Raw genomic sequence first — 7,417 nt, 5'->3', positions numbered from 1 at the left:
TGCTCGGCGAGCACCACCCGGGCCACGACATAGGGCGGCTCATAACCAGGGACCCACGGGCGCCGGACGACCGTGTAGGTCTCGACGGTGCCGCGGCCCGAGACCGGCCGGGACCCGATCGAACGGGAATAGCAGCCGGGGCAGATCGGCGCCGGCGGGTGGAACAACCGCTCACACGCGGTACACGCGCTGATCAGGAGCTGCCCCTGGGCACCTCCGTGCCAGAAGTCGCGGCTGTCGTCGTCGACCACGGGTATGGGCCTGTCCTCGCCGGTCAGAGGATCGCCCCGCCGGTTTTGAGGTCGCCGATCTCGTCCCACGAGAGGCCGAGGTCGAGGAGTACGGATTCGGTGTGCTCACCGTGTTCGGGGGCACGGCTGGGCTGGCTCGGCCGCTGGTCGAACTGCACCGGCGTGGCCACCAGCGGCAGGGAATGGCCGTTGCCGAGATCGACGTCGGCGAACAGGCCGTTGGCCTTCACCTGGGGGTCCTCGGCGAGTTCGTGAGGGTACTGGCTGGGCGCCCACTCCCCGTCGAACTCCGCGAGGACGGCCCGCCATTCGTCGAAGGTGCGTTCGGCGAAGACGCCCTCGAGCCACTCGACGCACTCCCGGGCGTTGCGGCGGCGGGCCTCCATGTCCACGAACCGGGGGTCGTTCGCCGCCGCCGGCTGACCGATGCTCTTGCACAGGTGGGGCCAGTAGCGGTCGGGAGCGAGCATCTGCAGGACGATGACCCGGCCGTCGGCCGTGCGGTACGGCAGCATCAACGGGTTCGAGGCCTCGTACCGGCTCCGGGCGGCGACCGGTCCGCCGGGGCCGTTGAGGGTGGCGTTCATGAGGTCCATCTGGACCTGCCACATTCCGGACGCCAGCAGCGACGCGTCGACCGTGGAGGGCTCGCCGGTCGTCGACCGGTGGTAGAGCGCCGCGCTGATGGCACCGGCGATGCTCAGCCCGCCGACCACGTCCCCGAACGCCGGGCGGGGCATGGCCGGCCAGGGCGCGTCGGGGGCGGTGAAGATCTGCTGCATTCCGCTGCGGGCCCAGTAGGCGCCCGCGTCGTACCCGCCCCGGCCGGCGTCGGGCCCCTGGGCGCCGAACGCGGTACCCCGTACGTAGATCACCGCGGGGTTGTCGGCCCGGACGTCGGCCAGCTCGAGGTTCAGCCGGGCGCGGGTGTCCGCGCGCAGGTTGGTCACGAAGACGTCGCTCGCGGCGATGAGCCGGGACAGCAGCTGCCGGCCGGCCGGATTCTTCAGATCCAGGGCGACGGATCGCTTGCCCCGGTTCGTGGCCTGGAACTGGACGTCCACGCCGTGCCACAACTTGTGTAAACCGGCTGTGACCAGGCCACGGTAGGGATCACCGGTCTCGGGGTGCTCGATCTTGATGACCTCGGCGCCCCACTCGGCGAGCACGGCCCCGGCCATCGGGACGAACACATGCGAGGCCACCTCCAGGATCCGTGCCCCGGCGAGTGGCGCCGGGCTCACGCCGTCCTGCCGGGCTCGTGCGCTTGGGCGAACTGGCCGACCGTGGTCAACCGGCGCTCCGAGACGCCCTGCGAGACGATCGAGATGTCGTGTCCGGTGGCCTCCTTCCGCAGCGCGCCGACGGTGCACCGCTCGCGTGGACGGATCGAGAAGGGGTCGAAGGAGTACACCTGCATCGCGTTACGATGAGTGATCTTGTCCACCTGCAGGTCGGTCAGTCCTGCCACGGCGTCGATCACCACCTCGGGTGAACGCGGCCAGGTGCTGTCGGAGTGGGGGTAGTCGCACTCCCAGGTGACCATGTCCTCGTTCATCCGGTCGAGGTTGGCCACACCGAAGTCGTCGACGATGAAGCACGTGACGACATGGTCACGGAAGATCTCGCTCGGCAGGCGGCCGCCGAGCTCGGGGCGGGTCCAGGCGCGGTGCTGCTTGTAGGCGTAGTCGGCCCGCTCCAGGAAGTACGGGATCCAGCCGATCCCGCCCTCCGAGAGGGCCACCTTGAGGTTCTTGAACTTCTGGAAGATGGGCGACCAGACGAGGTCCGCGGCGGTCGGGAAGGTCTTGATGGCGGCGCAGGTGATCTCGACGTTCATCGGGGCGTCGGGTGCCGTGACCACACCGATGGCACCGGACCCGATGTGCACGCACACGACCGTCTCGGTCTCCTCGCAGGCCGCCCAGAACGGGTCCCAGTGATCGCTGTGCAGGGACGGGAAACCGAGGGCGTAGGGGTTCATCGAGAAACTGACCGCGTGGGAGCCTTTGGCCGCCGTCCGGCGGATCTCCTTCGCCATCAGCTGGGGATCCCACAGCGGCGGGATCGAGCACGGAATGAACCGGTCCGGATATGCGCCGCACCAGGCCTCGATGTGCCAGTCGTTGTAGGCGGTCAGAACGGCGAGGGCCAGGTCGGGGTCCTGGTCGGCCCGGCTGGCGAAGAACTGACCGCAGAAGCGGGCCATCGACGGGAAGTTCAGGGAGGCGAGCACGCCGTTGGCGCTCATGTCCTTGACCCGCTCGTGGACGTCGTAGCAGCCCCGTCGGATCTCCGCCAGTCGCGTCGGCTCCAGGCCGTACTCCTCGGGCGGGCGGCCGGCCACCGCGTTCAGGCCAGAGCTGCGGGCCTCGCCCTCGCCGAACACCCACTTGTCGCTCATCTCGTCCGAGACGAGCCGGGGCGCCCGGTCGGCGTACTTCGCCGGGATGAAACCCTCGAACATGTCGGGGGGCTCTATCACGTGGTCGTCCACGCTGATAAGGATCAAGTCGTCCATGTTCATGGGGCCTCCCCAGTTGCTTCCCGTTGCGGCATTCGAGGCAGCGGTGCCCTGTAGGTTCCATCATCGGGCCCCGTGCCCTGGCCGTCTTTGCGGGTTCGGCCAAGTCCTTGCCCGTTTCGGCCGGGCGGTCGTGGCCCCGGCAATCCCGCCGTGTCTTTTCGGTGACTGGTCCGGGACTGTTCGCGATGTTTTTCGCCGCGCGGCGCGCCTCCGCCGTGCGGAGAGGCGGCCAAATCGGTCGCCGACGGTGAGGGCGAAAGCATCGAACTGTCAGCCGCGGACGCGCTGGCGGTAGGCGGTGGGAGTCTCTCCGGTGTACTGGCCGAAGGCCCGGGTGAATGCGCTCACGCTCTGGAATCCGACGGCGAGGGCGATCGCGATTATGGTCTGGTTCTGGCTGTCCTGAGCGAGTAGCGCCATGGCCTTGAGTAATCGGCTCTCGAGGAGGTACCGGCGCCAGGACATGCCGGTCGCGGCGAGAAACGCCCGGCGCAACGACCGTTCCGACGTCCCGATGGCCGCGCACAGCTGGGGTAGCGAGACGTCGGTCAGGTGTTTGTTGGTGTAGTCCATGGCGGCGGCGACGAGCGGGTCGGGAGTGGTCGGCAGGCACAGCGGGGTCTCGTGGTCGAGCCATTCGACGACGAGGTGGGCAAGGGCGTCGAAGAAGGCCTCCGCCATGGGCTCCGTCACCGTTCTCTTGATCGGCCATCTCCTGGCGTACAGGACCATTTCCCGGATCACCGGAGCAGCGGCGAGTATCCGGACCCGCTCGCCTGCCGGCAGGCCCATCACCGGGTCGAAGAACACCGAGACGGCCTTGACGTTGCTCCAGGTGCTGCAGTGGATCGTCCCGGCCGGAATCCACACGGCCTGTTGCGGCGGAAGAAGGTAGCGTGCCGTCGCGGTCTCGACCTCGACGACCCCCTCGAACGCGTACTCCATCTGGTGCAGGTCGTGGGAGTGCCACCCGGTGACCACTTCGTCCCTGACCTCGAGCGTGTACGTGCCGGCTCGGATGACTGGCCCCCCGTCACCCTCACAGCGGACGTTGGCCGAAACGGGCAAGGTTCGGGAGGTAAGCGCGGGAGGCGTCATGGGGTGACGGTAGTCCAGTGGCGGGAGCGCGCCAAGGTGACCGCAAGTAGCACGAATCTGGCCGGATGCGCAAAGACGGCCACCGCGGTGCCGCCGATGATGAACCGCAGGGCGCCGCCGGCGAACTCACCGGGCGGATGGCCGCGGCTCGCGGCGCCGGCCATCGCGATTCTCCCGTGCGAGAGGGGCCTGGCAATGCTGCTCGGTCGTGCACTGATGGGCGACACCTCGTGCTTCGGCGAGGTGGTGGACGATCGCTTCCACCTCCTGTCCGGCGGCATGCTGGAGGGGTACCGCCGTGTCGGGCGGTCTCTGCCGCTCGCGGATCTTGTTCTCGGCGCGCCCCTGACCGGCGTCCGGCTCATCGCCGTGATGGGCGGCTTCCTCGAGCCGGGCACGTCGCGCCCGCCGGGGATCCAGCCGATGTGGGTGCCCAAGGCGTGCGGGTTCGTCGGTGGCGACCGCGCACAGATCCGGGTGCCAGCGGCGCTGACCGGGGCGGTGCAGATGGAGGCCGAGCTCGCCGTGGTCGTCGGCCGTCCGCTGCGCGGCGCGTCACCGGCCGAAGCGGCCGAAGCCATCTTCGGCTGGACCGTCTTCAACGACGTCACCGCGGCCGAGTACGTGGCGCCCGGCCTGTGGGCGACGGCGAAGTCGATCGACGGGTTCGCGTCGTGGGGCCCGTGGATCCGGCGGGATCTCACCGAACGGCGCGTCCTCGAAGGGCTGGCGATCACCGGGACCCTCAACGGGAGCAAGGTCCAGGCGGGAAACACCCGGTATTTCAGGTTCGCGCCGAGCGAGATCCTGAGCCACATCAGCCATCGGATCAGCCTCTTCCCCGGCGACGTCGTCACGCTCGGAACGCCGCCGCCGGCCGTTGACGCCGCCGCCGGCGACCACATGGTGTGCGAGGTGGAGGAGGTCGGCGTCCTGACCAACCAGCTGCTCGCCGCCGGGAGCGAGGAATGACCGGCGGGGCCCGCCCCGGCCGCCGCCAGCCGGAGACCGGGTTAGACGAGGAGGGGCTGTGACGACGGAGCAGGCAGCGGAGCCGACGGAGCAAGCGGCGGAGCCGGGGGAGCAGGCGGCGGAGCCGGCGCTCGACGTGCGGCGTCGGCTGTACGAGCTGATGACGCTCATGAAGGCGGCCGACGATCGGCTGAGCAAGGGGATCGCCTCGGGCGAGCTGCAGTGCGTGTACTGGCCCTCACGTGGCCAGGAGGCGATCGCCGCGGCGGTGGGCGCGGTCCTCCGCCCGGACGATCAGCTGGTCACGACGTACCGCGGACTGCACGACCTGATCGGCAAGGGCGTGCCGCTGGTCGAGATCTACGGCGAGATGCTGGGCCGCCAGGTCGGCTCCGGCCGCGGCAAGGGCGGGACGATGCACATCGCGCATCCCGACTCCGGCCTCATGATGTCGACGGGGATCGTGGGCGCGGGGCCCCCGGTCGCGGTCGGGCTGGCCATGGCCGCACGGCGCAAGGGCCTCGACCGGGTGACGGTCGCCAGCTTCGGTGACGGGGCCACGAACACCGGCTCCTTCCACGAGGCGGCGAACATGGCGGCGCTGTGGGATCTGCCGCTGGTGCTGGTCTGCCAGAACAACCAGTACGCCGAGATGACACCGACCGGGCACACGATGAAGATCGCCCAGGTCGCGGACCGGGCGGCCGGCTACGGGATGCCGGGCGTCCGCGTCGACGGCAACGACCCCCTCGCCGTCGTCGCCGCGTTGGAGGAGGCCGTCGAGCGGGCGAGAGCCGGCGCCGGCCCGACACTCCTGGAATGCGTGACGTTCCGGTTCCGTGGCCACTACTTCGGCGATCCGATGAAGTACATCCCGACGGAGCAGATGGACGCGGCGATCGCGGCTGACCCGCTCCCGCGTTTCCGGTCACGTCTGTTGGACGACAGGGTCTGCGGTGCGCGGGAGCTCGACGAGATCGAGACGGCCGCCGTCACGGCGGTCGACGAGGCGCTGGCCGCCGTCCTGGCCGCGCCCGCCGCGGCACTCGACGAGCTGGACCGGGACGTGTACGCCGATCCGCGCAACTGCCCCGCGTAGCGCGACTGCCCCCTGTAACGCGCGCTCAGAACATGCATTCCGTATCGAACGTGGCCTGGCAATGAGGTGGACGTGGACGAACGACGGATGACGATGCGCGAGGCGTTGAACCTCGCCCTGGACCAGGCGCTGGAGCGTGACGAGCGCGTCTTCCTGATCGGCGAGGACATCGCCGACCCGGGGGCGTCCGGCCCGACCGCCGGGCTGTCGAGCAGGTACGGCACCGAGCGGGTGCTGGACACGCCGATCTCCGAGGCGGCGATCGTGGGCGCGGCGATCGGAGCCGCGATGGAGGGCTTCCGCCCGGTGGCCGAAATAATGATCATGGACTTCATCGGGATAGCCGCCGACCAGATCATCAACCACGCGGCGAAGATGCGGTTCATGACCGGGGGGCGGACAACCGCGCCCATCACCGTGCGCACACAGATCTACGGCGGACTCGGCACCGGCGCCACGCACTCGCAGTCGCTGGAGGCGTGGTTCATGCACATTCCCGGGCTGAAAGTCATCGTTCCCTCGACGCCGCGCGACGGCAAAGGCCTGCTCACGTCCGCGATCTTCGACGACGACCCGTGCATCTTCCTGGAGACGATCCGCCTGCAGGGCCAGCGTGGAATGGTGCCGGTAGACCCGGGATTCTCGATCCCGCTCGGCCAGGCGGACGTGAAGCGCGCCGGCACCGACGTCACGCTGATCAGCTACGGCCGGGGGGTCGTCGAGTCACTCGGCGCGGCGGACGAGCTCGCGCGCCAGGAGATCAGTGCCGAGGTACTCGATCTCCGTACCCTCGTCCCGCTCGACACGGCGGCGATCGTCGAATCGGTGCGCCGGACGACGCGAGCGGTGGTGGTGCACGACGCCGTGCAGTTCGCCGGCCCCGGAGCGGAGATCGTCGCCATTCTCCAGGGCGAGCTCTTCGACCGGCTCGCGGCGCCGGTGGAGCGGGTGGGCGCCCGGTTCGTGCCGAACCCGGCCCCGCCGGCGCTGGAGTCGCAGGTGTACCCGAATTCCGAAAAGATCATCGCCGCCGTCCACCGGACGCTGCGGTGGAAAACCACCAGGGAAGGTGCCCGTGGCTGACTTCACGATCCGCATTCCACGCGTATCGGTCGCGATCTCGGAGGCGGAGCTGCTCGAGCTTCTCGTGGAGGAGGGGGCGCGCGTGGAGGAGGGCGACCCGCTGTTTGTCATCGCGACGGACAAGGTCGAGTCCGAGGTACAGGCCGGCGCGTCCGGCACGGTGCACTGGAGCGGCGCGGTGGAGACCGTCTACGAGATCGGTGCCGAGATCGGGACGATCAGCGCGTCCAACTGACGCCGGAACCGATCAGCTGACGCCGGCACAGACCAGCTGAGGCCGGCGCTGAGAGGAGGTTGATGTCGATGGCCGTCACCGACGACCGCCGGGCCGACGCTGCCCGCGACGTCCCGTTCGCCATGCGGGATCCGTTACGCGTACCACGTGAA

At 69.5% G+C, this 7,417-nt stretch carries 8 protein-coding genes; 4 read left to right on the top strand and 4 right to left on the bottom strand.

Going from position 1 to position 7,417, the window contains the following annotated elements:
* The 4 genes from MXD62_RS26585 to MXD62_RS26570 all read right to left on the bottom strand — a co-directional run.
* A partial coding sequence (locus MXD62_RS26585) for a Zn-ribbon domain-containing OB-fold protein (protein ID WP_248832153.1) occupies nt 1-251 on the bottom strand: 251 nt, incomplete at its 3' end.
* Nucleotides 252-274: 23 nt separating this feature from the next.
* Complete coding sequence (locus MXD62_RS26580; protein WP_248832152.1) at nt 275-1,495, bottom strand: CaiB/BaiF CoA-transferase family protein; 1,221 nt, start codon at nt 1,493-1,495, stop codon at nt 275-277.
* Nucleotides 1,492-2,778: an amidohydrolase family protein gene (locus tag MXD62_RS26575; protein WP_248832151.1), complete on the bottom strand. Its 1,287-nt coding sequence runs from the start codon at nt 2,776-2,778 to the stop codon at nt 1,492-1,494. Before MXD62_RS26575 ends, MXD62_RS26580 begins: the two co-directional genes overlap by 4 nt.
* 270 nt (nt 2,779-3,048) lie before the next feature.
* Nucleotides 3,049-3,759 carry a helix-turn-helix transcriptional regulator gene (locus tag MXD62_RS26570; RefSeq protein ID WP_248832150.1) on the bottom strand — a complete coding sequence of 237 codons (711 nt, stop codon included), beginning with the start codon at nt 3,757-3,759 and terminating at the stop codon, nt 3,049-3,051.
* Nucleotides 3,760-3,879: 120 nt separating this feature from the next.
* Between MXD62_RS26570 and MXD62_RS26565 the strand changes: the two genes are divergently transcribed.
* The 4 genes from MXD62_RS26565 (at nt 3,880) to MXD62_RS26550 (ending at nt 7,265) form a co-directional block, all read left to right on the top strand.
* Nucleotides 3,880-4,848, top strand: coding sequence for a fumarylacetoacetate hydrolase family protein (locus tag MXD62_RS26565; RefSeq protein WP_248832149.1), 969 nt, complete (start codon nt 3,880-3,882; stop codon nt 4,846-4,848).
* A gap of 160 nt (nt 4,849-5,008) precedes the next feature.
* Complete coding sequence (locus MXD62_RS26560; RefSeq protein WP_251082364.1) at nt 5,009-5,947, top strand: thiamine pyrophosphate-dependent dehydrogenase E1 component subunit alpha; 939 nt, start codon at nt 5,009-5,011, stop codon at nt 5,945-5,947.
* A gap of 87 nt (nt 5,948-6,034) precedes the next feature.
* The gene (locus tag MXD62_RS26555) at nt 6,035-7,030 is read left to right on the top strand and encodes an alpha-ketoacid dehydrogenase subunit beta (protein ID WP_248832154.1); all 996 of its coding nucleotides are present in this window, start codon (nt 6,035-6,037) and stop codon (nt 7,028-7,030) included.
* Nucleotides 7,023-7,265: a biotin/lipoyl-containing protein gene (locus tag MXD62_RS26550; protein WP_248832147.1), complete on the top strand. Its 243-nt coding sequence runs from the start codon at nt 7,023-7,025 to the stop codon at nt 7,263-7,265. Before MXD62_RS26555 ends, MXD62_RS26550 begins: the two co-directional genes overlap by 8 nt.
* The last annotated feature ends 152 nt before the right edge of the window (nt 7,266-7,417 follow it).

The organism is Frankia sp. Mgl5 (assembly GCF_023242985.1).
GTDB lineage: Bacteria > Actinomycetota > Actinomycetes > Frankiales > Frankiaceae > Parafrankia > Parafrankia soli.
Note: the sequence above shows the minus strand (reverse complement) of the source record. Positions and strands in the feature narration are given on the sequence as shown.